This is a genomic window from Amycolatopsis sp. NPDC051903 (assembly GCF_044452505.1).
GTDB lineage: Bacteria > Actinomycetota > Actinomycetes > Mycobacteriales > Pseudonocardiaceae > Amycolatopsis.
Genome location: NZ_JBITBT010000004.1, coordinates 160717 through 186939 on the forward strand (window position 1 = coordinate 160717; position 26223 = coordinate 186939).

Annotated in this window: 20 protein-coding genes; 3 read left to right on the top strand and 17 right to left on the bottom strand. The window is 71.9% G+C overall.

From position 1 onward, the window contains the following. Positions 1–34: 34 nt before the first annotated feature. The 3 genes from ACIA77_RS11795 to ACIA77_RS11805 are packed head-to-tail and all read right to left on the bottom strand — an operon-like array spanning position 35 to position 2734. Complete coding sequence (locus ACIA77_RS11795) at positions 35–784, bottom strand: amino acid ABC transporter ATP-binding protein (protein ID WP_395886197.1); 750 nt, start codon at positions 782–784, stop codon at positions 35–37. A 46-nt stretch (positions 785–830) separates the two neighbouring features. Further along, positions 831–1775, bottom strand: a complete 945-nt coding sequence (locus ACIA77_RS11800) for an amino acid ABC transporter permease (protein ID WP_395885804.1) — start codon at positions 1773–1775, stop codon at positions 831–833. A gap of 8 nt (positions 1776–1783) precedes the next feature. Continuing rightward, positions 1784–2734: a transporter substrate-binding domain-containing protein gene (locus ACIA77_RS11805; RefSeq protein ID WP_395885805.1), complete on the bottom strand. Its 951-nt coding sequence runs from the start codon at positions 2732–2734 to the stop codon at positions 1784–1786. A gap of 281 nt (positions 2735–3015) precedes the next feature. Between ACIA77_RS11805 and ACIA77_RS11810 the strand changes: the two genes are divergently transcribed. Then, positions 3016–3684, top strand: a complete 669-nt coding sequence (locus ACIA77_RS11810) for a GntR family transcriptional regulator (protein ID WP_395885806.1) — start codon at positions 3016–3018, stop codon at positions 3682–3684. Between the two features lie 6 nt (positions 3685–3690). Here ACIA77_RS11810 and ACIA77_RS11815 read toward each other — a convergent pair whose 3' ends face one another. The 9 genes from ACIA77_RS11815 to ACIA77_RS11855 all read right to left on the bottom strand — a co-directional run bounded on the left by ACIA77_RS11815 (position 3691) and on the right by ACIA77_RS11855 (position 12683). Further along, positions 3691–4515, bottom strand: a complete 825-nt coding sequence (locus tag ACIA77_RS11815; RefSeq protein WP_395885807.1) for a hydroxypyruvate isomerase family protein — start codon at positions 4513–4515, stop codon at positions 3691–3693. After that, positions 4512–5408, bottom strand: a complete 897-nt coding sequence (locus ACIA77_RS11820; protein WP_395885808.1) for an NAD(P)-dependent oxidoreductase — start codon at positions 5406–5408, stop codon at positions 4512–4514. Before ACIA77_RS11820 ends, ACIA77_RS11815 begins: the two co-directional genes overlap by 4 nt. Positions 5409–5641: 233 nt before the next feature. Beyond that, on the bottom strand, positions 5642–6670 hold the full coding sequence (locus tag ACIA77_RS11825) for a lysylphosphatidylglycerol synthase transmembrane domain-containing protein (protein WP_395885809.1): 1029 nt from the start codon (positions 6668–6670) through the stop codon (positions 5642–5644). After that, complete coding sequence (locus tag ACIA77_RS11830; protein WP_395885810.1) at positions 6670–7779, bottom strand: glycosyltransferase family 4 protein; 1110 nt, start codon at positions 7777–7779, stop codon at positions 6670–6672. Before ACIA77_RS11830 ends, ACIA77_RS11825 begins: the two co-directional genes overlap by 1 nt. Positions 7780–7850: 71 nt before the next feature. Next, the gene (locus ACIA77_RS11835; RefSeq protein ID WP_395885811.1) at positions 7851–9353 is read right to left on the bottom strand and encodes a CHAD domain-containing protein; all 1503 of its coding nucleotides are present in this window, start codon (positions 9351–9353) and stop codon (positions 7851–7853) included. A gap of 50 nt (positions 9354–9403) precedes the next feature. Next, complete coding sequence (locus ACIA77_RS11840; protein ID WP_395885812.1) at positions 9404–9862, bottom strand: hypothetical protein; 459 nt, start codon at positions 9860–9862, stop codon at positions 9404–9406. Between the two features lie 71 nt (positions 9863–9933). After that, positions 9934–10773, bottom strand: coding sequence for an aldo/keto reductase (locus tag ACIA77_RS11845; RefSeq protein ID WP_395885813.1), 840 nt, complete (start codon positions 10771–10773; stop codon positions 9934–9936). 39 nt (positions 10774–10812) lie between these two features. Next, positions 10813–11136 carry an STAS domain-containing protein gene (locus tag ACIA77_RS11850; protein WP_395885814.1) on the bottom strand — a complete coding sequence of 108 codons (324 nt, stop codon included), beginning with the start codon at positions 11134–11136 and terminating at the stop codon, positions 10813–10815. 143 nt (positions 11137–11279) lie between these two features. Further along, entirely contained in the window at positions 11280–12683 is a 1404-nt protein-coding gene (locus ACIA77_RS11855) for a PLP-dependent aminotransferase family protein (RefSeq protein ID WP_395885815.1), read from the bottom strand. 81 nt (positions 12684–12764) lie between these two features. Between ACIA77_RS11855 and ACIA77_RS11860 the strand changes: the two genes are divergently transcribed. Beyond that, positions 12765–13991, top strand: a complete 1227-nt coding sequence (locus ACIA77_RS11860; RefSeq protein WP_395885816.1) for an MFS transporter — start codon at positions 12765–12767, stop codon at positions 13989–13991. Between the two features lie 14 nt (positions 13992–14005). Here ACIA77_RS11860 and ACIA77_RS11865 read toward each other — a convergent pair whose 3' ends face one another. From ACIA77_RS11865 to ACIA77_RS11885, 5 genes are all read right to left on the bottom strand, one after another. Further along, on the bottom strand, positions 14006–14419 hold the full coding sequence (locus ACIA77_RS11865) for an SsgA family sporulation/cell division regulator (protein WP_395885817.1): 414 nt from the start codon (positions 14417–14419) through the stop codon (positions 14006–14008). Positions 14420–15136: 717 nt separating this feature from the next. Beyond that, positions 15137–16561 carry a fucose isomerase gene (locus ACIA77_RS11870; RefSeq protein ID WP_395885818.1) on the bottom strand — a complete coding sequence of 475 codons (1425 nt, stop codon included), beginning with the start codon at positions 16559–16561 and terminating at the stop codon, positions 15137–15139. A gap of 11 nt (positions 16562–16572) precedes the next feature. After that, entirely contained in the window at positions 16573–17586 is a 1014-nt protein-coding gene (locus ACIA77_RS11875) for a substrate-binding domain-containing protein (protein ID WP_395885819.1), read from the bottom strand. A gap of 24 nt (positions 17587–17610) precedes the next feature. Beyond that, positions 17611–18612 carry an ABC transporter permease gene (locus ACIA77_RS11880; protein WP_395885820.1) on the bottom strand — a complete coding sequence of 334 codons (1002 nt, stop codon included), beginning with the start codon at positions 18610–18612 and terminating at the stop codon, positions 17611–17613. After that, positions 18609–20135, bottom strand: a complete 1527-nt coding sequence (locus ACIA77_RS11885; RefSeq protein ID WP_395885821.1) for a sugar ABC transporter ATP-binding protein — start codon at positions 20133–20135, stop codon at positions 18609–18611. The genes ACIA77_RS11880 and ACIA77_RS11885 overlap by 4 nt, the downstream gene beginning before the upstream one ends. Positions 20136–20730: 595 nt before the next feature. On the opposite strand from ACIA77_RS11885, the gene ACIA77_RS11890 reads away from it, so the two are divergent. Continuing rightward, on the top strand, positions 20731–26202 hold the full coding sequence (locus tag ACIA77_RS11890) for a biotin carboxylase N-terminal domain-containing protein (RefSeq protein WP_395885822.1): 5472 nt from the start codon (positions 20731–20733) through the stop codon (positions 26200–26202). Positions 26203–26223: the final 21 nt, after the last annotated feature.

The window sequence follows — 26223 nt, forward strand, 5'->3', positions numbered from 1 at the left end:
CTCCAGTCGTCGGGCGGATCGGGAAATCGGGGGGTCAGAGCTGGCTGAGGAAGGCGCGCGCCCGTTCGGTGCGCGGGTTCTCGAAGAACTCGGCGGGCGGGGCGGCTTCGACGACCTTGCCCTCGGCCAGGAACACGACCTGGTCGGACACCTCACGCGCGAAGCGCATCTCGTGGGTGACCACGACCATCGTCATGCCGTCGGCGGCGAGCTCGCGCATCACGCGCAGCACCTCGCCGACGAGTTCGGGGTCGAGCGCCGAGGTGGGTTCGTCGAACAGCATCACGTCGGGGCGCTGCATCAGCGCGCGGGCGATCGCCACACGCTGCTGCTGCCCGCCCGAGAGCTGCACCGGGTGGGCGTGCGCACGGTGCTTCAGCCCGACGCGCTCGAGGATCGCCAGCGCGCGCTCCTCGGCTTCCTCGCGTTCGAGCTCGCCGTGCAACAGCGGCGCGAGCGTGAGGTTGCCCAGCGCGGTGAGGTGCGGGAACAGCTCGAAGTGCTGGAACACCACGCCGAAGCGGCGCCGCTGGGCGAGCAGCCGCTTGCGGGGCATGTCGTGCAGTTTGCCGCCGCGCACCACGCGACCGACGATCTCGCCGTCGAGCAGCACGTGGCCGTCGTCGGGCGTGAGCAACCCGTTGACGCACCGCAGGAGCGTGCTCTTGCCGGAGCCGGAGGGCCCGATCAGGCACGCGACCTGACCTTCGCCGAGCGTGATGTCGACCCCGTCGAGGATCTTCGCGTCGCCGTAGCTCTTGCCGACCCCGACGACCTCCAGCAGGTCCGGGCGGGCCGGCTTCGCGGGCGCCTCGCCCGCGGTGTTCTTCTCATGCGCTGCGAGCACCGGCGTCTCCTTCCGTGGCGGCTTGCGCGGTGACGGCGGCGTCCGTGGTGCGGACGCGCCGGCGGTAGGCGCTGGTCCGCCGCTCGAGGTACCGCTGGCCGAGACTGGCCAGGCTCGTGAGCACGAGGTACCAGATCGACGCGACGAACAGCATCTCCATCGTGGCGAGGTTCTGCGACGCGATCTGCTCGGCGACGCCCAGCACCTCGGTACCGGCGATGGCGTAGACGAGCGAAGTCGACTTCAGCAGCAGCACGAACGTGCTCCCGGCGGGCGGGATCATCACCGGGATCGCCTGCGGCAGCACGACCTTGCGTTCGATCTGCCACGGGCTCAGCCCCATCGCCGCCGCCGCTTCGCGCTGCGACTCCGACACCGACTGCGTGCCGGCCCGCACGATCTCCGCGAGGTAGGCGCCCTGCTCCAGCGAGAGCGCCACGCCACCGGCGACCATCGGCACGAGCACGGAGTTCGTGGACACCGACCAGAAGCTGACGTCGGTGAACGGGAGGCCGATGCCGAGCTTCGGCAGGAACAGCGCGAAGTTGCCGAAGATCAGGATGAACACGATCAGCGGCACGCTGCGGAAGAACCACACGTAGAGCCAGCTCGCCGTGCGCGCCACCGGGTTGCGGCTGACCCGCGCGTACCCGACGACCACGCCGATCACCGAGGCGAACACGAACGACACCACGGCGAGCGCGATCGCGCCGAGCACGCCTTCGAGGATGCGCCAGTCGAACAGGTACCGGGCGATCACGTCGAGGTGGATGTTGTCGTTGTGCAGCAGCGTGTTCAGGATGATCAGCAGCACGATCGCCAGCGCGAGCCACGAGACGATCCGGCCCACGGGCGAGCGCACCGCGTGGTGCTGCGGGATCGGGTCGGCCCGCGTGAACCGCGGCCCGGGGTGGGTTTCCGTGGTCATTCCGGCACTCACTTCGTGGGGTGGTTGAGCGTGGCTTCGGGCACGAGCTGGTTCTGCGGCAGGCCGAAGCCGGTGAGGATCTTGGCGTAGCTGCCGTCCTTGATCATCGCGTTGACGGCGGCCTGGAACGCGGCGGCCAGCTTCGGCTGGTCCTTGGCGATGGTGAACCCTTCATCGCCTTCGTCGATCTCCGCGGCGATGGCGTCGTTGGCCTTGGTGGCCACCAGCTTCCCCTGCGACTGCTGCGCGGTGTAGACCACGGTCGGGGTGGGGATCATGCCGCCGTCGACGCGCCCGGATTGCACGGCCAGCACGATGTCCGCCGTCGCCGACAGGCCGATCATCTGCGGGGCGGGCTTGCCGCCCTGGGTGCAGTGCGCGGCGATGTCGTTGAAGATCGCGACGGTCGCGGCGGCGGCCTTGCCGAGCCCGATCTTCTTGCCGCACACGGCGTCGAGCGTTTCGAACTGCGAGGCCTTGTCGGCCGTGGCCAGGATGCCCTGCAGGTTCTTGAACGCGCCGACGACGTTGGCCTTGGCGATGATCTCGGCGTTGGCCGCGCTGGCCGAGCCGCTGACCACGATCTTGTGGGCTTGCATCGCGGGCAGCTGGTCGGGGTAGAGCACCTGCTGCCACGCGACCTTGAGCCCCATCATCCCGGCGGCGTGCTCCACGAGCTTCACCACCGCTCCGGTCGGGGTCTTCGTGCCGGTTTCGTACATGGCCATCGGGGCGGCCTGGAAGTTCGCGCCGCCGTTGATCGTGCCCGCGGCGGCGATGTCCGCGGGGACCAGCGCCTTGACGGCCGGGTCCACCGCGGCGGGGGCGACCGACGCCGCGGCCGGCTGCGGCCCGGCGGATCCGGCGGGCGAGCCGACGGGGGTGTCTGTGTTCGAGCAGCCGCTCAGTGCGGTCGCCACGGCGACACCTGCGGCCAGCGAGAGCACCAGCTTCTTCATGGGGACTCCTCAGTCCAACGGCGCTGTTGAGCTGCCTTTCGAGCAGCGCTCACAGTGCCCCACCGGATTCGGTCGAGTCAAGTACTTGACTGACCAATTTTGTCTGACAAGTATTTCTGCAGGGCCGGACTTGTCGTACCTCGTCCGACCGGAGCAGCAGCGCCTCCGCTACCCTGGAGGGGCTGTCGTTCCCCGGCCTCACCCTGGCCGGGACGTGGGGTTGCGGCACCGGTCCAGGGGGCGGCGGACACACGACGGATCAACCACAGGAGGTGCCAGCGGTGTCGTCGGTACTCGGATCACCGTCTTTGACCGAGTCGCTCGCCGAGGCGCTTCGCGCGCAGATCATCCGCGGCGAAGTCGCTCCGGGACTCCGGCTCACGGAGGCGTGGGTGGCGAGCCGCTTCGACGTCGCGCGCCCGACGGCCAAGGCCGGTCTCGACCGGCTCTGCGCCGAGGGACTGCTGCGCCGGGGGCCGCGCCGGAGCTCGATCGTGCCGCAGCTGTCCACTGAGGACATCCGCGACATCTACTTCAGCCGTGAGCCCGTGGAGACGCTGGCGGTGCGCACGCTCGCCGAGTCGAAGTCGGTGCCCGGCGACGCGCAGCAGGCACTGAACATGATGCGCGTCGCCGCGGAGCAGTCGCTGCACTCCGACCACACCGAGGCCGATGTGGCCTTCCACCGCGCGCTCGTCGCGGCGGCGGGCAGCCCGCGCCTGCAGCGGATGCACGGCACCGTGATGGGCGAGGCCCAGCTGTGCATCGCGCAGGTGCGCCGCACCGCCTCCACGGACCTGGTGGAGCTGACCGCCCGCCACGCCGCGATCATCGACGCGATCCGCGAAGGCGACAGCTCCGTGGCCGAAGAGGCGATGCGGGCGGACCTGCACGGCTGCCGCGACATGCTGCTCGCGGACGCCGCGAAGCGGGCCGGCGTGGCGGTCTGAGCCGCGTCACCAGCCCAGCCGCGGCACGCCCGAGAGCCACGCGAGCGACTCCTCCGTCGTGACCGTCGGCTTGTACTCGCACGCCACCTTGCCGCGATAACCGGCCTGCCACAGGCGTTCCACGACCCCCGCCACGTCGACCCGGCCCGTGCCGGGTTCGCCGCGGCCGGGCGCGTCGGCGATCTGCACGTGGGCCACGAAGTCCGCGTACTCGTCGACGACCTTCGTGAGGTCCTCCCCACTCGTGGCGAGGTGGAAGGTGTCGAAGAGCAGGCCGATGTTCGCCGCGCCGGTGTCGGCGCGGACCTGTTCGACGACCCGCACGGCGTCGCGCGCCGTTTCGAGCGGGTACGCGCCGTTGAGGCCGCGACCCAGCGGTTCGACGAGCACGGTGCCCGCGAGCTTGCCGGTCGCCGCGGCGAACTGTTCGCGCGCGACGGCGTCTTCCCGCGCCGGATCACCGCCCGGCGTGCGCTGGCCGTAGAGCGCGTTGAACGCCGGGCAGCCGGTGCGGTCGGCGATCGCGGCGACGAGGTCGAGGTTGGCCTCGAACTCCTTGCGCCGCGCGGGGTTCGACACGATCCCGCGTTCGCCGCCGGGCATGTCGCCGGCGAAGAGGTTCAACCCGGCCAGCGCCACACCCGCTTCGTCGAGCGCGCGCACGAAGGCGTCGACCTCGCTCGGTTCGGGCACGGCTTCGGCCCACGGCCACCACGTTTCGACCGCCGTGAAGCCGGCCTTCGCGGCCCGCGCGAACCGTTCCAGGTACGGGACTTCCGCGAAGAGCAGGGAAACGTTGGCGACCAGGCTGAGCTTTCCCTCGCCGGTCACCGGGCGCTCCACTTCTCGACGCCGGACAGCGCGGCCACCTGGGTCAGCAGCGCCGAGTGGTCCAGCCCGCCCGAACCGGTCACGCGCAGCGACGCCATGAGCTCCGCCACGAGCGCGCCGGCCGGGGAGAACACGCCGTTCTGCCGGGCCGCCGACCGGTAGATCTCGAGGTCCTTGTGGTGCAGGTCCACGCGGAAGCCGGGCTGGAAGTTGCCCGCCAGCATCGCTTCGCCCTTGCGCGCGAGCACCGTGCTGCCCGCGAGTCCGCCGCCGAGCACGTCGACGGCGGGCTCGAGGTCCACCCCGTGGGTGTCCAGGAAGACCAGCGCTTCGGAGACGAGCTGGAGCGTGCCCGCGACGAGCAACTGGTTGGCGGCCTTGACCGTCTGGCCGCTGCCGGGCCCGCCGACGAGCACGATCGTGGTGCCCATGGCCGCCAGGACCGGCCGCACGCGCTCGAGGGTCTCGGCGGCGCCGCCGACCATGATCGACAGCTTGCCCTCCTTCGCTCCCGCTTCCCCGCCACTGACCGGCGCGTCGAGCATCGGCATCGACACCTCGGCGGCGCGCTCGTGCAGCTCCCGCGCGGCGTCGGGCCGGATGGTGCTCATGTCGACGAGCACCGTGCCGGCCTTCGCGTGCTCGAAGAGCTCGGCGCAGACGGCCTGGACGTCGGGCGTGTCCGGCAGCACCGTGACGACCACGTCCGCGTCGGCGACGGCTTCGGCCAGCGACGCGGCGAGGGCACCGCCCCCGTCCGCCAGCGGCCGGCCTCTCTCGGCGGTGCGCGTGTACCCCACGACGTCGAAACCGGCTTTCACGAGGTTCAGCGACATGGGGAGCCCCATGACCCCCAAGCCGACGACCGCGATCCGCACTCTGTCTCCCTCCATTGGGCGCCCGAGGGCGTGATTGGACGGGGACAGCTTCCCGGGCCACAGGTAGCCGGTCAAGTACTTTTGTCAGGTGGATTTTGTCAGGCAAGATTACCTGTGACGAAGGACACGGGTGTCCGGGGGAGGGTCGAGCGGAGAGTTTCGTCAGGCGGAGCGGGCGGGATGAGCGGGCCGGTCGGGCAGCTTTAGGGCAGAAGCCCGGACGCGTCCGGGCTTCTGCCGACCGGGAACTAGGCAGCCGCTGCGGCGGCGACCGGAACCGAAGCCGCGGGCGGCAGCCCCACGTCGACGACCGGCAGGGAAGACGCGGCGGCCGTGACCGGGCGGCGGCGGAAGGACCGCAGCCACTGGGTGAGCAGCACGGCACCGCCGGGCAGCGTGGAGACCAGGCCGAGCAAGCCGTAGACCACGGCGACCGTCACGCCCTGCTGCGCGCCCAGCCCGGCGGCCGCGAAGGCCAGCGCGGCGACGCCCTCGCGGGGACCGAAGCCGCCGATGTTGATCGGCAGGCCCATGGCCAGCAGGGCGAGCACGAGCAGCGGCAGGAGCGTCGTCAGGGACGCCGTGGCGCCGGCCGCGCGGGCGGCGACCACGAAGAGCGTGAGGTGACCCGCGAGGGCCACCAGCGACAGCGTCGAAACCTGCGGCCAGGTGCGCAGGCCGAGCAGCCCCGCCCGCACGTCGGCCATGGACACCGCGAAGGCGCGCCGCCACTTCGACGTGCTCACCAGCCAGCGGTCCCCAGTCACCGAGGCCGTGGTCAGGACCGCGATGGCCACCACCAGCACGGCGGCGCCGGTCACCGTCAGCACGGCGTGCGCGAAGCCCGGCAGGACCGCGGGCCGGAAGATCAGCACGGCCAGCCCCGCGGCCACGACGACGACCTGCCCCGCGGTGCGTTCCAGCACGACCGCCCGCACGCCGCGAGCGACGTCGCCGGACTGGCGGCCGTGTTCGACCGCGCGGTGGACGTCGCCGAGGATGCCGGCGGGCAGGACGCCGTTGAGGAATTGGGCCCGGTAGTAGTCGGCCACCGCGCGGCGCAGCGGCAGGCGCAGGCCGAGGCGCGAGGCGACCACGCGCCAGCGCCAAGCGCTCACGACGGTGGTCAGCACGCCGATCGCCAGCGCGGCGAGCACCGGCGCGAGGCCGATCACCCGCAGGCCGTCGAGGAAGGCACCGCTGCCGAGGCGCCACACGAGCACCCCGATGATCGCGAACCCGCCGAGGATCCGGAACCACACCCAGAACGTACGCATCAAGCCACCTTGATCGGGACGGAACGCCAGCGGGCGACGACTTCCGTGAGCCGGCGCGCGGCGCCGTCCCACTCTTCGAGGGCGTTGCCGCGGTCGAGCGCGGCGGTGCGGAGGTCTCGGCGCAGCCCGGCATCGGTCGCCCAGCGGCGTAGTGCGGCGGCGAGCGCGCCGGCGTCGCCGGACGGGACCAGCAGGCCGGGCGCGGTGCCGTCGGCCGAGCGGCCCAGCGCGTCCGACACCCCGCCGACGTCGCTGGCCACCACGGGAATGCCGCGGGCCAGCGCTTCGGTCACGACCATGCCGTAGGTCTCGGCGTGGGACGGCAGCAGCACCAGGTCCGCGCCGTCGTAGGCCGCGTCGAGCTCGGCGCCGGCCTTCGGACCGCTGAAGGTCACGCGGTCACCGAGGCCGAGCCGCCGGACGGACCAGCGCAGCTCGTCGACGTACTCCGGCGCGCGCGTGAGCGACCCCACGAAGTCCACGGTCAGCGGCAGGTCACGCAGCTTCGCCAGCGCTTCGACGAGCACGTCCTGCCCCTTGCGCGGCGTCACCGCGGCCACGCACAGCAGCCGCGACACGCCGTCGGTCCCCGACGCCAGCGGAGCCAGGTCCACGCCTGGCTCCACCACTTCCACCGTCGACGGCGCGAGCCGGTGTCGCCGGACGAGGGCGCGCGCCGCCGTCGGGCTCGTGGCCACGACCTGGCGCACCGCCCGCAGCGTCGCGCGCTCGCACGCGTCCAGCTCCGCGGCGTGCACCGGGTCGAGCCCCGTTTCATCGGCCAGCGGCAGGTGCACGAGCACGCCGAGCCGCAGCCGCCGCGCGTGCGGCACCACCACGTCGGGCACACCGCACGCGACCAGGCCGTCGACCAGCACGGTCGTGTGGTCCGGCAGCGCCGCGAGCGCCCGCGCCAGGCGCGCGCGGCCCGTCGGCCCCGGCTCGGGCCACGAACCGCGCACGGCGACCTGCAGCACGGGCAGCCCGACACCCGGCAGGCTCTCGCACATCCGGCGGTCGTAGGTGTTGCCACCGCTGGGCTCGGTGACGTCGTCGACGTTGCCGGGCAGCACGAACGCCACCACGTCCCCCGCCTGCTGACTCCGCACGGTGCCTCCTCAAGCCGCTCTCACCCAGCAACACGGACGAGAGCGGCCGTCGGTTCAATCGGCTCCGGGAACTACAGCCAGCGCGGCCTCTTCCCCTTGGCCAGCTTGCCCCACCGGGTCGTGAACTCATCGCGCTTCGCCCGCAGGATCGTGTCGGCCGAGCCGTAGACCACGCCGAAGGAGAACCCGACCCCTTCGTCGCGCCCGTCGACGCCGAGCCGCAGGACCACCGGACGCGCGACCACCCAGTCCTGGTGTTCGCCCAGCGCCTGCTGCACCCGCTTCACCCCGGTGCGCCACTTGCGCAGCTTCGTCCCGTAGACCGGCCGCACCACGTCCGCCGCGTACCGGGCCCGCTTGGCCTTCTTGCGCACGTCGTGCAACGCGCGTTCCAGCTCGGCGCCCGACTTCCCGTCGGCGGCGCGCTGCGCCTTCCGCAGCTTCCTCTCCGCCTGCCGCACCGGCGCGCGCAGCACCTCCCGCGCGGGCCCCCGCCCGTTCGCCACCTCGGCCACGACGGCGTCCAGCTCCCGTACCAGAGCCAGGTAGCGCCGGCTCTCCAGTGCCGTGACCGCCCGGGCGCGGAGTTCGACGGCGTCGCGCGAGAACCGCCGCGTGAGGTACTGCTCGACCGGCCCGGCGACCAGTGCGTCGGGCGCGTCGAGGAACCAGTCCCGCAGCAGCGCCTCGGTCACCTCGTTGTCGCGCGCCGGACCCAGCTCCCCGCCGAGCCACTTCAGCTCTTCGGCGACCGACGCCACGCGCTCGTCGTCCACAATGGACGAAAAGGTCCGCAGGGCGCTGCGCAGCTTGCGGGACGCCACGCGCAGCTGGTGCACGGAATCGTCGACGTCCCGGCGCACCCCGACGTCGGCGCGCCGCAGGGCCGCGAGCTGGTCACGCAGGTAGGTGCCCACGACCTCACCCGCGTCCGGCCGCTTCCCGGGCGACGGCGAGGCCGGCACCCGGTCCCCGATGAGCCGGCGCAGCTTCGACGGCCACGCCGACGCCCGGGCGCCCGCGTCCGCGAGCGTGGACTCCAGTTCGTCGAGCAGTTCGGGCGGCGCGTCGGTCGCGAGCTCGACCTCGAGCTCCCGCCAGCTGTCCAGCCGGGCCGTCTCGCCGCCGACCTCCCCCGTCACGTGATCGTCGGTCACCGTGGCCACGACGTGGCCCGCCGCGTCACTCAGCTCGTGCTCGAACCGGTCCGTTTTCAGGTGCGCCATCGGCAGCAGCTTGCCCTCCAGCGTGTATGCGCGCAGCAGCTGCCGCAGTTCGCGGGGCACCTTCGCGTCCTCCGCGTCGAGCGGTACGCGAAGCTCTTCACGCGTGTCCTGCGCGACCGGCAGCTTCAGGTGCCAGCCCGCGTCCTTGCCGCCCACGCGCCGCCGCAGGGTGATCCCCGCCGCGGCCAGCGCGAACCCCTCGGTGTCGTAGTACGTCGCGTCGAGCAGCTGCTCGACCGGCGCGTCCTGTCCTCGCACCGTCCCGTTGCCGCTGAACCGCGGTACCGCGGTCCCCGGCGCGATCTCGTACTTGCGCTCGCGTTCGAGCTCGGTCACCGGTCTCCTCATGCCACCCACTCCTCAGTCGCCCTGACGAAAGTCTGAGGCAGGAAAGGCGGTCACGGCGCGCGGTGTTCCAGCGGCGGGCTCACGTCCGGGTAGCTCGCCTCCTGCGACGGCACCGCCGTGGTGGTCACCGGCGCGGCCCGTTGCCCGGCTTCCCGGCGCGAGAGCCTGCGGTTCACCACGGCCTCGCCCACCTGCTCGCCACGGATGCGGCCCAGCACGCCGAGGGTGATCGCGTGCACGATCGCCAGCACCAGCAGCAGCACGCCGATCCGGCCGACGACACCCGGCAGATCGCTGTCCCCCAAGGGGATCGTGGACAGCAACGCCAGCAGGCCCAGCGTCACGAGGTGGAACAGCACCGTGACGAGCCTGGTCATGGACGCGCTCGCGGCGGCGTCGCCGTACGAGCTTTCGAGATACCCGCGTCCGCTGCGGTAGATGATCTGCCCGTCGACGAGAACGAGCACCACTCCGATGGCGAGGAACGACACGTACGCTTCCGTGCTCATCCCGGCATCCTCCTTCCGGCCTCTGCCCCAGGGCTACCCGCCTGGTCGGGGCCGGAAACCGAGCTCGAAGCTCACCCGCGGAAGGTGTCGGGGTGCGGACCGGTGCGGTGGTCCGCGTCGAGCTTGCCGATGGCGTCGACGTCCGCGTCGTCGAGTTCGAAGTCGAACACGTCGATGTTCTCGCGGATGCGCGCGGGCGTCGCGGACTTCGGGAAGACGATGGTGCCGAGCTGGAGGTGCCAGCGCAGCACCACCTGGGCGGCGGACTTGCCGTGCTTCTGCGCCAGCTCCGTGAGCACCGGGTCCGACAGCACTTCGGCCTGCGCGAGCGGGCTCCACGCCTCGGTCGCGATGCCGTGCGCGCGGTGGTAGGCGCGCAATTCCGTCTGCTGCAACGCCGGGTGCAGCTCGACCTGGTTCACCGCGGGCACCGTGCCGGTGCTGCGCGCGAGCTCTTCGAGGTGCTCGACCTGGAAGTTCGACACACCGATCGACCGCGTCTTGCCGGCGCGCGCGAGCTCTTCGAAGCCTTCCCAGGTCTTCACGTACTTGTCCTGGTGCGGCAACGGCCAGTGGATCAGGTAGAGGTCCACGTAGTCGAATCCCAGCCGGCGCAAGCTGCCCTCGAGCGCGGTGATCGCGTTGTCGTGGCCGTGCGCGTCGTTCGCGAGCTTGGTCGTCACGAAGACCTCTTCCCGCGGCACGCCGGAATTCCTGATGCCCTCGCCGACGCCTTCCTCGTTGCGGTACATCTGCGCCGTGTCGAAGTGGCGGTAACCAGCCTCGAGTGCGGTCCGCACGGCTTCGGCGGTGTCCTCCGGCGGGATCTGGAACACGCCGAAGCCGAACTGCGGGATGGTGACGCCGTTGTTCAGCTCGATTCCGGGAACGTTCGTCGTGTGAGCGGTCATGCTCCCGGCCTACCCGAGGCCCTCAGGGGCGAAACGCGATCAAGCGGTGGCTGCGGCCGCCAGGGCGTCGGCGAGCGTGGGGTGCACCGTGAGCACGGTGTCGGCGCCGGTCACCTCGAGGCAGCGGCGGACGCTGCGCACGCCGTCGCACACCACGGTGAACGACGTGGCCCGCTCACGCGCGGTGAACAGCGAGCGAATCCCGGCGCAGCCGAGGAAGTCGACGCGGGAGAGGTCCGCCACCACGGGCGCGCCGGTCTCGACGGCCTCGAGGAGGGTTTCGGTGAAACCGGTTGCGGTGGCGGCGTCGACGTCGCCCACCGGGGTGAGCACGCGGACACCGCGTCGGTCGGTTGTGGTCACTGTCAGTTCCGCCGGTACCGAGACCACGGACAACGGGTTATTCATGGAGCGCTCCTCTCGCAGGAACCTGCTTGGGGCGCTGACCGGAGCACGTGTCTGAACAACAGCCAACGTCTTCGACGGTACGCCCCTGCGCGGTGAGGTCAACCCGCGCCGAACGCGCGCCGCAGCGCGGCGAGCCCGGGCTCGATCTTCTCCGGCGCGATCGAGCCGTAGCCGAGGGCCAGCCCGCGCGGCGCCGGTTCCCCGCAGAGCCCCGCCAGGGTCTGCACGCCGACGCCGACCCGGTTCGCTTGCGCCGCAACGGCTTCCACGTCCACTTCGGACAGTGCACACAGGTGCAGGCCGGCCGCCGACGGCACGGGGGTGAGCAGCCCCGCGAACCGCTCGCGCAGCAGTTCGGTGATGCGCTCGTGCCGGGCCGCGTACTCGCGAGTCGCCTTGCGGATGTGCCGGGCGAACAGGCCTTCGTCCAGGAAGCGCGCCAAGGCCCCTTGCGCAGCCGGGTCGCCGTGCCAGTCGGACAGCTGCCGGGCGTGCTGCAGCGCGTCGCGCAGCGACCGGGGCGCGACGAGGAACCCCAGGCGCAGCGCGGGGACCAGCGTTTTGGAGAACGATCCGACGTAGGCGACCCGCCCGGCGCGGTCGAGGCTCTGCAGCGGTTCGAGCGGCCGGTCGGAGAAGCGGAACTCGCTGTCGTAGTCGTCTTCGACCACGACGGCGCCGGCGCGTTCGGCCCAGTCCAGCAGGGCCGTGCGGCGCGCGAGCGACATCGGCGAGCCGAGCGGGAACTGGTGCGACGGCGTCACGTACACCAACCGCGTGCGCGCGGGCAGCGCGTCGACCCGCAGGCCTTCGCGGTCGACGGGCACGCCGGCGACGTCCGCGCCGTGCGAACGGAACAGCAGGCGCGCGATGCGGTAACCGGGTTCTTCCACGGCCACGCGGTCGCCGGGGGCGAGGAGCACGCGGCACAGCAGGTCGAGGGCTTGCTGCGCGCCCTGCGTCACGAGCACGTCGTCGGCGTCGGCGCGCACGGACCGCGAGAGGCCGACGTGCCGGGCGATGGCCGCGCGCAGGCCGGGGTGCCCCGCGGGGTGGCTGTACTGCGCGGAACCGGTGACCCGCAGCTCCGCGGACAGCAGGCGGCGCCAGGTCTGCAGCGGGAAGAGCCGCGCGTCGGGGATGCCGACGCGGAAGTCGTATTCGGGCGGCTCGCCGGCGGTTTCCAGCGGCGGCAGGGCCCGCCAGACCTCGCGGGGCCGGATCGCGTCACCGGCCGGCGCCGCCCGGCCGCCGCGCGACGGCAGGTCCGCGGCCACGAACGTGCCGGAGCCGACGCGGCCGGTGAGGAACCCGTCGGCGGTGAGCCGGTCGTAGGCGACGGCGACGGTGTTGCGGGACACGGACAGGTGCGTCGCCAGCTCACGGGTGGGCGGGAGGCGCTCGCCGGAGCGCAGGCGGCCGTCGAGGATCGCGTCGCGCACCTCGCGGTAGATGCGCGTGCCGAGGTCGCCGCGGCCGGCGAGCGTCACGTGGAAGTCCACTCGTCCGAGGCTATATTGGCTCCGTAGACTTGTCGATAATTGGCTCTGGTGTCAGGCCAAAAGGTCTTTTAGCGTCGAGCCATGACGACGACCGAGCAGCCCGTGTCCGGCGCCGTGTCCACCGCGCGGCCCGGCCGCCTGCTCGCGGCGGCGCAGCTGGCCGCCTCGCTGGGCGACGGCGCGTTCCTCACCTGCTCGGTGCTGTACTTCACGCGCGTCGTGGGGCTCACGGCCGGCCAGGTCGGGCTCGGCCTCACGCTGGCGTGGGCCGTCGGGTCCGTCGCCGGCGTGCCCCTCGGACACCTGGCCGACCGGCGCGGCGCCCGGGGCGCGGGCGTGCTGCTGTCGGTCGCCACGGCGCTGGCGATCGCGGCGTTCCTCGTCGCGGGTTCAGCGTGGACGTTCGCACTGGCCGCGTGCTGCTACGCCACCGGTCAGTGCGGCCTGACCGCGGTGCGCCAGGCGTTGCTGGCCGCGCTCGCCGAACCGCGGCAGCGCACGCGGATCCGGGCGCACCTGCAGTCGGCGGGCAACGCGGGGCTGGCGATCGGCGCGGGGCTCGGTGGCCTGGCCCTCCTGGCCGGCACGCCGGCCGCTTACGTCGCGGCGTTTTCGCTCGACGCCGTGGCGTTCCTGGTGTCCGCGGTCCTGCTGCGGCTGGTGCCGTTCGCGCCGCCGGCGGCGCTTCCGCTGCCGCGGGAGAGGGGCTCGGCGACCGCGGTGCTGCGCGACCGGCCGTACGTCCTCGTGACCCTCCTGAACGCGATCCTGTTGCTGCGCATGCCCTTGCTCAGCGTCGCGATTCCACTGTGGATCGTCTCGCGGACCGCGGCTCCCGAGTGGACGGTGTCGGCGCTGTTCGTGCTCAACACGGTCGTGGTCGTGCTGGGCCAGGTGCGCGTGGCGACGCGCGTGACGGGGCTGCGCTCGGCTTCCCGCCTGATGCGGCGCTCCGGGGTGCTGCTGGCGGCTTCGTGCGGCGCGTTCGCGCTGTCCGCCGCGGGTTCGTCGGCCTGGGTGGCCGTCGCGGTGCTCGTGGCCGGAGCGCTGCTGCAGGTGCTCGGGGAGATGCTGCAGTCGGCGGGTACGTGGGAGATCGGGTTCGACCTCGCGCCCGCCGCACGGCAAGGCCAGTACCAGGGGTTCTTCGGCACCGGCACTTCGGTGGCCCGCATGGCGGGCCCGGCGCTCCTGACCACCGTGGTGGTGCAGTGGGGCACCCCCGGCTGGCTGCTCGTCGGAACGGGGTTCGTGGCTGCCGGGTGGGCGATGGGTCCCGCCGTCCGGTGGGCCGGACGGCGGGGCTGACGCGGCCGGCCGCGTCAGTCGCGCAGGGCGAGCTTCTCGAGTTCCAGGTCGAAGTCGAACCAGAGAGCTTCGTTGCCTGCCGGGACCTCGTCGTAGGTGCGGTCCAGGAAGTCGGCCAGCTCGTCGGCCGGGGCTTCCAGCACGGCGGAGCCGTCCGGGGCGTTCAGCTCGACGACCACGCGGGCGTCGTCGGCGGCCGGGCGCACTCGCACGTCGCCGTCTCCGGCGGGGGCGATGAGGCCGTCGGCGAGCAGGTCGCGGCCGAAGAGCCAGCGGACCACGCCGGTGCCGGCGTGGTAGCCGACGGAGATGGCGTAGGGGTCCGACGGGTCGTACTCGAGGTCAGCGCGCACCGGCAGCGGAACGCTCCCGAACGTGCGCAGCCCGAAGACGATCGTCGCGCGGACGACGGGGGGCTCGGTGCCCATGGCGGTACCTCCTCGATGGTGATAGTGGTGCGTAAGGACTCACGGCTCAACGTGAATGTTCCTCTATGAGTAACGCCCCGTAAGACTACGAGCTGCCCGACAAGCGATCTTTCACCCCTTTGGTGGAGACGGACGTCTCATCTGCTCACTCATCGGTATGAGTCGCCACTCAATCGATGTCCGCCGCCCGCGGTAGCCCCCACGACCACGCTCGTGGGCGCCGAACTCCCGGGCGACGGGGCCTCGACCGCCTCACGCGCTCGCCGCTCCGGCCCTCGGCTGCCGCGTGGTCGGCAGTGGTCGCGGGCACGCCCGTCAGCCGGGCCCGTCGCTCGCGATCACTCCCCACGCGGGGCCGGCGCCTCTCGGCACAACCGGTACAGACCGCCGCCGCGTCCAGGCGGCGCCGGTCCAGACCGTCGTGTCCCGGGGCCGAGCCGTGCCGACCGTCGGGGCACGAGCGTCGCCGCGGCTAGCGGCTCGGCGCCGGCTCCCGGGCAACTCCTCCACGCGCACGTCCACGCCGCGCCGGTCCAGACCGTCGTGCCCCGGGGCCGAGCCGTGCCGACCGTCGGGGCACGAGCGTCGCCGCGGCTAGCGGCTCGGCGCCGCCTCCCGGGGCCACTCCTCCACGCGCACGTCCACGCCGCGCCGGTCCAGACCGTCGTGCCCCGGGGGCGAACCGTGCCGACCGTCGGGGCACGAGCGTCGCCACGGCTAGCGGCTCGGCGCAGCCTCCCGGGTCCACTCCTCCACGCGCACGTCCAGCAACTCCGCCGCCACCCGCAGTTCGCGGCGGCGGTCCCCCGGCACCGCGTGGATGTGGTTCGCGCCGAAGTTCGCGAGGAAGGTCTCGGCCGGCACGTCGAGACGGGTGAAGGCGTGCGGCCACTCCGGGGTGGAGCGGGCGGCGAGCGCGGCGTTCGTCGCGTCGTCGTAGCACTCGAAGTCACCGAGCACCAGCTGCAGGCGGTAGGCACCGTCGAGGCGGGTGAGGCGGGCCAGCGTCATGCGGCCGGGCGCGGCGAAGTGCGCGACGGACGCCCCGCCGGCCGGGAAGAAGAACACCTCCGGGTGCAGGTGGACCTTGGCGAGGTTGTCGGCCGGGTCGTCGCTGCGGGCCGCGAACCACGTGGCGTGCTGGCCGGAATTGCACAGATCCCACACGTCGCGGTCGGGGTGGTGGTGGCGGACGTCCGCGAAGAGCACCGGCGTGCCCGTGATGCGGTGCATGAGCTGCATGGTCAGCGCGCCGTCCATGTCCGCCTCGGTGGCGGTGACGTGCACGGCCTTCGGCCCGGTCCAGTCGTACGGGTCGTTGAGCAGCGCCTCCGCCACGTCCATCGTCGCGAAGTTCTCCGTGAGCTCCGGCTGCGCCTTGATGCCGGAGAAGTCCAGGTGCCGCTCGGCGGCGAGGTCGCGCACCGCGAGGTACGCGCGGATCTGCCGTTCCAGCAGCTCGGGCGTGAGCTTCGCCCCGTCGTAGTGCACCGTGGCGTGCCGTTCGAACCACTCGCGCCCGGCGGTGGCTTCCCCCGGGTCGGCCTTCTCGGCACGCAGCACGAGCTCGTACTGGTCGATCTCCTCGACGTCCACCCCGAACTGCCGCATCCACTGGTCCGTGTTGGCCACGGCGGTGTTCATGCCCATCGGCCGTCCGCCGAACCGCCCGAACGTCGAGCCGCGCAGCGAGCCGACAGCGGCGGCCGCGCGGGCGCGCACCCCGACGTCCTCGATCAGCGCGGCTTCGTCCGGCGCGCCCCACAACCGCGTGTGGCGGCGGCCGATCTGGTCGAGCGCACCGCCCGCGGCGAGCATCCCGACGAGGCCGGGCTCCGTCGGATCGGTGGAAGCGACGAGCAGCAGCGGCGACGTCGTCGCGTCGGCCGCGAGCATCGTGAAGTGCGGGAAACTCCAGACGGCGTAGTAGAAAACCGTGACGTCCACCGACGCGGCGGCCACGGACCGCGCGGCCGCCGTGGCCGTGGTGTTCGTGGCGACGAGCCCGCCGCTGATCACGTCGTGGCCCGCGGCCGTGAGCGCCGCGGCAAATGCGTCCACTTTGGACCTGATGAACCCGGTGTTGCGCCGGTGCACGTGGTCGCGTCCGTCGGAGATGGCGATGAGCCCGATGCGCGTCATGAGCGCCCCCTTCACCCCTGGTTGAGCTCGGCGTAGACCTGCGTCGCGTTGTCCTTCGTGATCTGGCGGGTCTGGAGGGTCTGCGTCTTCGGCACGGTCGCGCAGTCGATCAGCAGTTTCTTCGCCGCGGCAACGGCTTCCGCACCGCCCGTCGGGTAGATGAACGTGGCCGACAGCCGCCCCGCCTCCACGGCCTTGATGCCGCCCTCCGGCACGGGCAGCCCGTCGATGCCGACGATCGGCAGCGTCGCCTTGCCCGCGTTCTGCGCGGCGAGCCGCGCGCCTTCGGCCATCGGGTCGTTCTCGGAGAAGATCGCCTGCGCGTCCGGGTGCGCCTTCAGCAACGCGTCGGCCTGCTGCTGGCCCTTGTCGCGCAGCCAGTCGGCGTCGGCCGTGCCGACGATCGTGATGCCCGACCCCGCGATGCCCTCGGCGAACCCGTCGGCGCGCTCCTTCGCCGGCGTCGAGCCGGCCAATCCCTTCAGCTCCACGATCTTGCCGCCCTGGGGCAGCAGGTGCTCCTTGAAGTACCGCCCCGCCTGGCGGCCGATGTCCACGTTGTCGGCGCCGATGAACGACGTGTACCCGTCGCCGTCGACCTTGCGGTCGAGCACCAGCACGGGGATGCCCTGGTCGTAGGCCTTCTTGACGACACCGGTGAGCGGGGTCGCCTCGTTGGGGCTGATGATCAGCAGGTCGATCTTCTGCGTGAGGAACGTGCTGACCTGCTCCACCTGCTTCGAATTGTCCTGCGCCGCGTCGGCGAAGTGGACGGTGAACTGCGGCACGGCCGCGGCCGCCTTGCGGATGTCGTCGTCCATCCGCACGCGGTAGGGCTCGCCGAGGTTCGCCTGGCTCATGCCGATCGTGTACTTCCCGCCCGGCCCCTTGCAGGCCGTCTGCGTGGCGGGCGCGGCGCCGGCCGAGCCGCCGGGCGCGTTCTCGTGCGTGGTGCCGCAGGCCGTCGCGACGAGGGCGACGCCCGCGGCCGCGAGCACCAGCCCGCGGCGAGTGGTGGTGGACATGAGCTCCCCTTTCCCTGCCGACGCTCAGGTCGCGGTCTGCGTCCGGCCCGGACGCAGGCGCTGCAGGCCGGCGGCGAACACGATCACCACGCCGACCACGATCAGCTGCACGTTCGAGTCGATGTTGTTGAGCTGGAGGATGTTGTCGAGCACGCCGACGAGCAGCGCACCCGCGACCGTGCCGAGCACGGACCCGCGACCGCCCGAGAGGCTCGTGCCGCCGATGACCACGGCGGCGATCGCGTTGAGCTCGTAACCGTTGCCGTCGTTGGGGCCGCCGAAGTTGAGCTGTCCCGCGTGGACGATGCCCGCGAGCGCGGCAAGCAGCCCGCAGAGGCCGAACACGAGCACCTTCACCCGCACCACCGGCACCCCGGACAGGCGCGCGGCCTTCTCGTTGCCGCCGATCGCGTAGATGTGCCGCGAGAACGCGCTCACGCGCAGCAGCACCACGGCGAGCGCGGCGACCACGACGAAGATCAGCGCGGGGATCGGCACGGTGCCGTTGAACGTCCGCTCCCCCAGCAGCGAGAACGGCACGGGTGCCTGGCCGGGACCGTCGCCGTAGGTGATGGACACGCCCTCGCCGCCCGACCACATGCGCGCGAGGCCGCGGGCGATCTGCATGCCGGCGAGCGTGACGATGAACGACTGGATGCGGAAGCGAGCGCTGGCGATCCCTTGTACCAGGCCGAAACCGAGGCCGAGGGCGAGGATCGCGACGAGGGCGGGCACGAGCGCCCAGTCGTTCGTGGTGAGCAGTTCGGCGATGCCGACGCTCGCGAGACCGACCACCGAGCCGACGGACAGGTCGATGCCGCCGACGAGGATCACCAGCGTCATGCCGACGGCGATGATGCCGATCTCGGAGATCGCGCGCACGACGTTGAACAGGTTCTCGCTGTCGAGGAACACGAGTTCGCCGTTGGTGGAGGGCGAGAACACGATCGCGGCGGCGAACACCACGAGCAACCCGAACACGCTCTGGAACCGGAACAGCGCGGCGAGCACCGCGCGCCCGCTCACCGGACGTCTCCCATCGACGCGGCCAGCAGCTCCCCTTCGCCGGCGAACGCGGTGTCCAGTTCGTGCACCGTCTTCCCGTCCCGCAACACGACGACGCGGTCGCACACCCCAACGAGCTCCGCGGGTTCGGACGAGGCCAGTAAGATGCCGACGCCGGTGCGTGCGATTTCTCCCAGTAGCCGGTAGATCTCGGCCTTGGCGCCGACGTCCACCCCGCGCGTCGGTTCGTCGAGCAACAACAACTGGGGTTTGGTGAGCAACGCGCGTCCGAGAACCACCTTTTGCTGGTTGCCACCGGACAGTGCGCCGACGGGATCGGCCAGGGCGCGCAGCTTGACACCCAGTCGTTCGGCCGAACCGCGTGCGGTGTCGCGTTCCCGGCCGGCGGCGACGATGCCGAAGCGCGCCAGCGCGTCCACCACGGACAGGACGGTGTTGGCGAGGATCGAGTGGTCCAGCGCGAGCCCGGAGATGCGGCGGTCTTCGGGGACGAACGCGACGCCGTTGCGGAGGGCGTCGCGTGGCGACCGGGGCCGGTATTCCCGGCCGTTGAGCCGGACCGTGCCGGCGGTGACGGCCGGTGCGGACGCGCCGTAGAGCGCTTCGAGCAGTTCCGTTCGCCCGGACCCGAGCAACCCGGCGACACCGACGATCTCGCCCGCCCCTACCCGGAGGCTCACCCCGGCGGGCTCCCGCCGCCCCGGCTTCGGCGCGACGACCAGGTGTTCGATCTCCACCACGTGTTCGTCATCGGACGGTTTGGTGTCGGTTTTGAACATCTGCTGGACCGGCCGCCCCACCATCGCCTCGGCGGCTTGCGCGGCCGTCAGCTCGCGCGCCGCGAATTCGGCGACGACTTCGCCGTTGCGCAGCACCGTCGCCCGGTCCGCGACGCGTCCGATTTCTTCCATCCGATGGGAGATGTAGACCACCGCCACCCCGGCGGCGCGCAACTGGTCGATCACCCCGAACAGCCGCTCGACCTCACGGGGCGAAAGCGCCGAGGTCGGTTCGTCCATGATCAGGATCCGCGCGTTCAGCGACAACGCTTTGGCGATGGACACCAGTTGTTGTTCGCCGGTGCGCAGCCGTTCGACGGGGGCGGTGGCGTCGAGGTCCACACCGGATCGTTCGAGCAGCTCCCGCGTTCGTCCGACCATGCGCTTGCGGTCCAGCACCCCGTATCGCGTGTGCGGTTCGCGCCCCAGGAACACGTTCTCCGCCACCGAAAGCGCCGGTACGAGGTCCAGTTCCTGGTGGATCATGGCGATCCCGGCCCGCTGCGCGTCGGCCGGGCGGGCGAACCGGACCGGCACCCCGCCGATCCGGATCGCCCCCTCCTCGGCGGCGACCTCCCCGGAGAGAACCTTCATCAGGGTCGACTTGCCGGCCCCGTTCTCCCCGAGCAGGGCGTGCACCTCCCCCGCCCACACGGTGAAATCCACCGAGCGAACCGCACGCACCCCGCCGTAGGCCTTGCTGACGCCGGCCAGCTCGACCAGCGCGACGCCGTGGTCGCCCATCCCCCTCGATCCCGCCTGTCGAGAAATCGATTACCAGCGAAGGTAAGGGCAGGTCGCAGCGTGTGTCAAGGGTCACTGGACAACTGGTGGAAACAGCTGAAAACAGGATTTATCGAGGCCGCGTAACCCGCCGTTACGGGGTATCGCAGTGGGCCAGGTGGAGCAGGACTCGCGCCGCGTCGCGTGGGCACCGGCAACCCGATGTTGCGAAGCGGACAACATCAGGTGCCGGGATGTCGTCACCCGCGCCACTCCTCCCGTGGGTGGGTGAGCCGACCCCACGGCGAACAGGACGAGTGCCAACCTGAACAACAGATGACACCCCGCCACCACTCTCCGCACTCCTGTCCCGGCGCCGCCCCGGACCCCGTACGGTCACCACGTGCTTTGTGGCAGTCCTCGCGCAATCAGCGGCCCAGCGGGTGTGGCCTGGGCCGCTTTTTGGCGGGTTCCCACAATGCAGCGGCTCCGGCATGCGCCATGCACGACATTGGTGTACCCGCCGGTAAGGGAGCAGGGTGTAAGCGAAAACAGGCGACGATCCGGGGGCCGGACGTCGCCTGCTGCGCGTGGGTAGCTTTGGGAGGCTCAGTCGGTGTTCAGTCGTGTCGCCATCGTGAACCGCGGGGAAGCCGCTATGCGGTTGATCCACGCTGTCCGAGACCTTTCCGCGGAGACCGGTACGCGGATCGAGACGGTCGCCCTCTACACCGACGCGGACCGGTCCGCGACGTTCGTGCGCGAGGCCGACGTGGCCTACCCGCTGGGCCCCGCGTCGGCGCGGCCGTACCTCGACCTCGCCAAGCTGGAGAAGGCGCTGGTCGAGGCCGGGGCGGACGCGGCGTGGGTCGGCTGGGGCTTCGTCGCCGAGGACCCGGCGTTCGCCCAGCTGTGCGAGAAGATCGGGATCACGTTCGTCGGGCCGAGCGCGGACGCCATGCGCAAGCTCGGTGACAAGATCGGCGCGAAGCTGATCGCCGAAGAGGTGGGGGTCCCCGTCGCGCCGTGGAGCCGCGGCGAGGTCGCGACGCTCGAGGACGCGCTGGCGGCCGGCGACAAGATCGGCTACCCGCTGATGCTCAAGGCCACCGCGGGTGGCGGCGGGCGCGGCATCCGCAAGGTCGCGTCGGGCGAAGAGCTCGCGGACGCCTACGAGCGCACGAGCCAGGAAGCACTGCGCGCGTTCGGCTCGGGTGTCGTGTTCCTGGAGCGGCTCGTCACGGGCGCGCGCCACGTCGAGGTCCAGGTGATCTCCGACGGTGAAACCGCGTGGGCGCTGGGCGTGCGCGACTGCTCGGTGCAGCGGCGCAACCAGAAGATCATCGAGGAGTCGGCGTCGCCGGTCCTCGCGCCGGAGCAGACGGCGGAGCTGAAGGCGTCGGCCGAGCGGCTCGCGGTCAAGGTGGGCTACCGCGGCGCCTGCACGGTCGAGTTCCTCTACCACCCGGGCGAGAAGCTGTTCGCGTTCCTCGAGGTGAACACCCGCCTGCAGGTCGAGCACCCGATCACCGAGATCACCACGAGCACGGACCTCGTGCGGCTGCAGCTGCACGTCGCGTCGGGCGGCAAGCTCGAGGGCGAGCAGCCGGCCGAGCTCGGCCACGCCGTCGAGGCGCGGCTCAACGCCGAGGACCCCGACCGCGACTTCGCCCCCTCCCCCGGCCACATCGCGCGGCTGCTGCTGCCGGCGGGCCCGGGCATCCGCGTCGACACCGGCGTGAGCGAGGGCGACACGATCCCCGCCGACTTCGACTCGATGATCGCGAAGATCATCGCCTACGGCCGCGACCGCGACCAGGCGCTCGCCCGGCTGCGCCGCGCCATGGCCGAGACGACCGTGATCATCGAAGGCGGCGCCACCAACAAGAGCTTCGTGCTCGACCTGCTCGACCAGCCCGAGGTGATCGACGCGAGCGCCGACACGGGCTGGATCGACCGCGTGCGCGCCGAAGGCCGCCTGGTCACCAGCAAGCACTCCGCGATCGCGCTCGCCGCCGCGGCCATCGAGGCCTACGAGGACGAGGAGGAGATCGCCCGTGTCCGCCTGCTCTCGACCGCGCACGGCGGCCGTCCGCAGGTTCAGCACGAGAGCGGCCGCCCGCTCGACCTGAAGCTGCGCGGCGTCGCCTACCGCGTGAGCGTGGCGCGTGTCGGGCAGAAGCGCTTCCGCGTCGGCATCAGCGGTGGTGGCGACGTGCACCCGGCCGACGTCGAGATCGAGCGCTTCGACGAGCACAGCGGCCAGATCACGGTCAACGGCACGCGCTTCCGCCTCGTCGCCGCGACGCACGGCCCGATCCACCTGGTCGAGGTCGACGGCGTCACCCACCGCGTGAGCCGCGACGAGGGCGGGGTCGTCCGCTCCCCCGCGCCCGCGCTGGTGGTCGCGACGCCGCTGTCCGTCGGCGACGAGGTCGACGCCGGCGCGCCTATCCTCGTGCTGGAGAGCATGAAGATGGAGACGGTGCTGCGCGCGCCGTTCCGCGCGCGGGTGCGCGAGCTGCCCGTGTCCGTCGGCAGCCAGGTCGAGACCGGCGCCGCGCTGATGCGCCTCGAACCGCTGGCCGACGACGACGAGGCGGACGAAGCCGCCGAGGCGACCGAGGCCGCCGAGATCGAGCTGCCCGCCGAGCCCACGGGTACGGCGCCGGCCGACCGCGCCGAACGCGGCCGGCAGGACCTGCGCAGCCTGGTGCTCGGCTTCGACGTCGACCCGCACGACCAGCGCCGCACGCTCGCCGGCTACCTCGCCGCGCGCGCCGAGCTGGGAGAAAACCGGCCGCTCACGGGCGAAATCGGCCTGCTGAGCGTGTTCGCGGACCTGTCGGAGCTGATGCGCAACAAGCCGTCGGGCGAGGACGTCAGCGCGGCGAGCCCGGTGCACAGCGCCCGTGAATATTTCCACACGTACTTGCAGAGCCTCGACGTCGAACGCGCCGGCCTGCCCGAGTCGTACCAGGCGCGGCTGCGCCGCGTGCTCGGTCACTACGGCGTGGCGGATCTCGAGCGCACGCCGGAGCTGGAGGAAGCGGTCTTCCGCATCTTCCTCGCCCAGCAACGGGCTTCGTCCGACGTCGCGATCGTCACGGCGCTGCTGCGGCAGTGGCTCACGGAGGCGCCGCCGACCGGCGACCTGCGGGAGGAGGCCGGGCTGGCGCTTGAACACCTCGTGGCGGCCACGCAGCTGCGGCACCCGGCCGTGAGCGACCTCGCGCGCGGTGTCGTGTTCCGCTGGTTCGCGCAGCCGCTGCTGCGGCGGGCGCGCGCGGAGGTCTACGCCGAGGTGCGCCAGAGCCTGCGCTACCTCGACCAGCACCCGGACGCACCCGACCGCGCCGAGCGCATCGCGCACATGGTGTCCAGTTCCGAACCGCTCGTGCGGCTGCTCGGCCAGCGCATCGGCCGCCCGGGCACGGACCCGGCGCCGCTGCTGGAGGTGCTGACCCGGCGCTACTACGGCAACAAGAGCCTGTCCGAAATCGAACGGCGCGAAGTCGCGGAGTGTGTTTTCGTGACCGCGGAGCACGCCGAGCCCGCACGCGTCGTCACGACGGCGGTGGACTTCGCACAGCTGCCGAACGCGATGCGGGCCGCCGGTGAGCTGGCCGGCGACGCGAGCACGTACGCCGTCGCCGACATCTACGTGACGTGGGCCGACCAGCCCGACATCGACACGATGGCCGCGCGCCTGGGCGAGGTGATCGCCGCACAGCCGCTGCCGGAGGCGATCACGCGCATCACCACCACGGTCGCCGGTGGTGGCGGTGCGGTGATGCACCACCACTTCACGTTCCGCCGTGGGTCGGGCGGCTTCGCGGAGGACCGGCTGATCCGCGGCCTGCACCCGCGCGTCGCCGAGCGCATGCAGCTCGAGCGGCTGCAGGAGTTCGACCTCACGCGCCTGCCCTCGGCCGACGAAGAGGTCTACCTGTTCAAGTGCACCGCACAGGCCAACCCGGCCGACGAGCGGCTGGTCGCGTTGGCGCAGGTGCGCGACCTGACCCCGCTGCGCGAAGCCGACGGCCGGCTCGTGTCGCTGCCCGCGGCGGAGGACACGCTGGCCGCCTGCCTCGACGCGATCCGCAACGTGCAGGCGCAGCGGCCGGCGCGCAAACGCTTCGACACGAACCGGATCGTCGTCTACGTGTGGCCGCCGAGCGACCTCACGATGGACGAGCTGAACCTGCTCGCTCAGCGTGTGCTGCCGTCGACGGCCGGCGCGGGCGTCGAGGAGATCCAGTTCCTGGCCCGGCGGCGCAACCCGGAGACCGGGGAGCTGACCGACCTCGCTGTGACGATCCGCAACGTCGTCGGCTCGGGCGTGCGCCTGTCCGTCGGCGAGCCGTCGCGGGAACCGGTGCAGCCGCTGGACGACTACCGCCAGAAGGTGCTGCGCGCGGCGCGCCGCGACACCGTCTACCCGTACGAGCTCATCGACCTGCTGGCCGGCGAGGGCACCTTCGCCGAGCACGACCTCGACGACACGGGTGCGCTGGTACCGGTCGATCGGCCGAAGGGGCGCAACAAGGCCGCGATCGTCGCGGGTGTCGTGAGCACGCCGACCGAGCGCGTGCCCGAGGGTGTGCAGCGCGTGGTGCTGCTGGGCGACCCGACGAAGGCGCTCGGCGCGCTGTCCGAGCCGGAGTGCGCGCGCGTGATCGCTGCGCTGAACCTCGCCGAGCGGATGCAGGTGCCGCTCGAGTGGTTCGCGTTGTCGGCCGGCGCCCGCATTTCGATGGACTCCGGCACCGAGAACATGGACTGGGTCGCGGCCGCGCTCAAGCGGATCGTCGAATTCACGCAGGCGGGTGGCGAGATCAACATCGTCGTCGCCGGCATCACCGTGGGCGCGCAGCCGTACTGGAACGCCGAAGCCACGATGCTCATGCACACCAAGGGCATCCTGGTCATGACGCCGGACTCGGCGATGGTGCTCACCGGCAAGCAGGCGCTCGACTTCTCCGGTGGCGTCTCGGCCGAGGACAACTTCGGCATCGGCGGATACGACCGCGTGATGGGTCCCAACGGGCAGGCGCAGTACTGGGCGCCGAACCTCGCGGGCGCGCGTGATGTGCTGATGGCCCACTACGACCACACCTACGTGGTGCCGGGCGAAGCCGGTCCGCGCGCCGCGGCCACCGCGGACCCGGTGAACCGCGACGTGTCGGATTACCCGCACGCGATCGTCGGCAGCGATTTCACCACGGTGGGCCAGATCTTCTCGGCCCAGCACAACCCGGACCGCAAGAAGCCGTTCGACATCCGCACGGTGATGCGCGCACTGTCCGATCAGGACCACCCGGTGCTGGAGCGCTGGGCCGGCATGGCGGACGCCGACACGGCGGCGGTGCAGGACGTGCACATCGGCGGGCATCCGGTGTGCCTGCTGGGCATCGAGTCGCGGTCGGTGCCGCGCCGCGGCTTCCCGCCCACCGACGGCCCCGACACCTACACCGCGGGCACGCTGTTCCCTCGGTCGTCGAAGAAGGCGGCGCGCGCCATCAACTCCGCGAGCGGCAACCGGCCGCTGGTCGTGCTGGCGAACCTGTCCGGTTTCGACGGCTCCCCGGAGTCGATGCGCAAGCTGCAGCTGGAGTACGGCGCCGAGATCGGCCGTGCGATCGTGAACTTCGACGGTCCGATCGTGTTCACCGTGATCTCGCGTTACCACGGCGGGGCGTTCGTGGTGTTCTCGAAGGCACTGAACCCGAACATGACGGTGCTCGCCCTCGAAGGTTCGTTCGCCTCCGTGCTGGGTGGGGCGCCCGCCGCGGCCGCCGTGTTCTCCGGCGAGGTCAACACCCGCACCGCGAACGACCCGCGCGTCGCCACGCTGCAGGCCCGGCTGGGTGAGCTGGCGGGCGCCGAACGGGCCGCGTGCGCCGCCGAACTGGCGGAGGTGCAGTCGTCGGTGCGCGCCGAGAAGCTGGGTGAGGTGGCCGCCGAATTCGACCGCGTGCACAGCATCCAGCGGGCCGTCGAGGTCGGTTCGGTGGACGCGATCGTGTCGGTCGCCGAGCTGCGGCCCCGCATCGTCGAGGCGATCGAGCACGGGCTGAAGCGCTGAGGTAGAACGCCGACAGCGCCG

Excerpts from the sequence above, each read along its gene's own strand:
- ACIA77_RS11800 (WP_395885804.1), bottom strand. The coding sequence starts at position 1,775 with ATGACCACGGAAACCCACCCCGGGCCGCGGTTCACGCGGGCCGACCCG.
- ACIA77_RS11805 (WP_395885805.1), bottom strand. The coding sequence starts at position 2,734 with ATGAAGAAGCTGGTGCTCTCGCTGGCCGCAGGTGTCGCCGTGGCGACC.
- ACIA77_RS11820 (WP_395885808.1), bottom strand. The coding sequence starts at position 5,408 with ATGGAGGGAGACAGAGTGCGGATCGCGGTCGTCGGCTTGGGGGTCATG.
- ACIA77_RS11825 (WP_395885809.1), bottom strand. The coding sequence starts at position 6,670 with ATGCGTACGTTCTGGGTGTGGTTCCGGATCCTCGGCGGGTTCGCGATC.
- ACIA77_RS11835 (WP_395885811.1), bottom strand. The coding sequence starts at position 9,353 with ATGAGGAGACCGGTGACCGAGCTCGAACGCGAGCGCAAGTACGAGATC.
- ACIA77_RS11840 (WP_395885812.1), bottom strand. The coding sequence starts at position 9,862 with ATGAGCACGGAAGCGTACGTGTCGTTCCTCGCCATCGGAGTGGTGCTC.
- ACIA77_RS11845 (WP_395885813.1), bottom strand. The coding sequence starts at position 10,773 with ATGACCGCTCACACGACGAACGTTCCCGGAATCGAGCTGAACAACGGC.
- ACIA77_RS11860 (WP_395885816.1), top strand. The coding sequence starts at position 12,765 with ATGACGACGACCGAGCAGCCCGTGTCCGGCGCCGTGTCCACCGCGCGG.
- ACIA77_RS11865 (WP_395885817.1), bottom strand. The coding sequence starts at position 14,419 with ATGGGCACCGAGCCCCCCGTCGTCCGCGCGACGATCGTCTTCGGGCTG.
- ACIA77_RS11870 (WP_395885818.1), bottom strand. The coding sequence starts at position 16,561 with ATGACGCGCATCGGGCTCATCGCCATCTCCGACGGACGCGACCACGTG.
- ACIA77_RS11875 (WP_395885819.1), bottom strand. The coding sequence starts at position 17,586 with ATGTCCACCACCACTCGCCGCGGGCTGGTGCTCGCGGCCGCGGGCGTC.
- ACIA77_RS11885 (WP_395885821.1), bottom strand. The coding sequence starts at position 20,135 with ATGGGCGACCACGGCGTCGCGCTGGTCGAGCTGGCCGGCGTCAGCAAG.